General features: G+C 54.2%; 1 protein-coding gene. It reads left to right on the top strand.

Going from position 1 to position 1,368, the window contains the following annotated elements:
- Window positions 1-33: 33 nt before the first annotated feature.
- On the top strand, window positions 34-1,368 hold a 1,335-nt coding region (locus tag LZD49_RS35325; RefSeq protein WP_409021388.1), incomplete at its 3' end, for a hypothetical protein.

The following is a 1,368-nucleotide window of genomic DNA, read 5'->3' on the forward strand; positions in this document are numbered from 1 at the left end:
TGCGGTGTTGTGGGCAATTGTCTTGTGAACAAGGTGAAGCTGGTGTTCCGCAGCCCTGGGGACTGCTGTATGGACCGTCTGAACGGCGCGAAACTGCAAGGCAGCAATAATGGCGGCAGCAGCTGGACGGATATTTATACTTTCTCAGCTAATGGTACAGGGAGCTACCAGGAGTTTACATTCAGTAACTCGACTACTTATTCATCTTTGCGCTTCGTTGCCAGCAGCACAGGCTGGGGCGAGCTGACCGAACTGGAATTCTATAACGGTACAACGAAACTGACAGGTGCTGCATTTGGTACAGGTAACTATGGACTGGCCTTTGACAATTCACTGTCGACCAAATGGGAAGGCAGCTCAGTGGGCTCCTCCAACGTGGCAGGTCTTAACCTAAACAGTTGCGGCGACCCTGTCCTAAACCCGCCAACGATCAGCCGGACTTCGGGGACCACGGCTTGTGTAGCCAGTAACCAGAAGGTAGTGCTGACCGCTTCGAACTGCTCGGGTAGTATTACGTGGTTCCGCAGCGGCACCCAGGTCGGCACCGGTGTGACATTGGAAACCAATGCGCCAGGCAATTACACGGCCAGATGTACCGTTGGCAGCCAGACCAGTGAGTCCGCGGTGTTCAACGTGGCCGAGACTTCCGGTTGCGGTGTTGTGGGCAATTGCCTTGTGAACAAGGTGAAGCTTGTTTTCCGGACACCTGGCGACTGCTGCATGGACCGTCTGAACGGCGCGAAACTGCAAGGCAGCAACAATGGTGGTAGCAGCTGGACGGATATTTATACTTTCTCAGCCAACGGGACAGGGAGCTACCAGGAATTTACATTCAGTAACTCGACTACTTATTCATCTTTGCGCTTCGTTGCCAGCAGCACTGGTTGGGGAGAGCTGACCGAGCTTGAATTCTATAACGGCACGACGAAGCTGACAGGCACAGCCTTTGGCACAGGCAATTACGGACTGGCATTTGACAATTCGCTTTCAACCAAATGGGAAGGCAGCTCAGTGGGGTCCTCCAACGTGGCAGGTCTTAACCTAAATAGTTGCGGTGACCCTGTCCTAAACCCGCCAACGATCAGCCGGACTTCGGGGACAACTGCGTGTGTAGCCAGCAACCAGAAGGTAGTGCTGACCGCTTCGAACTGCTCGGGTAGCATTACCTGGTTCCGTGGTACCACGCAGGTCGGCACCGGTGTGACCTTGGAAACAAACGTGCCGGGTAATTACACGGCCAAATGTACCGTTGGCAGCCAGACCAGTGAATCCACTGTGTTCAACGTAGGCGAGACTTCCGGTTGTGGTGTTGTGGGCAATTGCCTTGTGAACAAGGTGAAGCTGGTGTTCCGCAGCCCAAGTGACTGT

The organism is Dyadobacter sp. CY261 (assembly GCF_021440085.1).
Lineage (GTDB): Bacteria > Bacteroidota > Bacteroidia > Cytophagales > Spirosomataceae > Dyadobacter.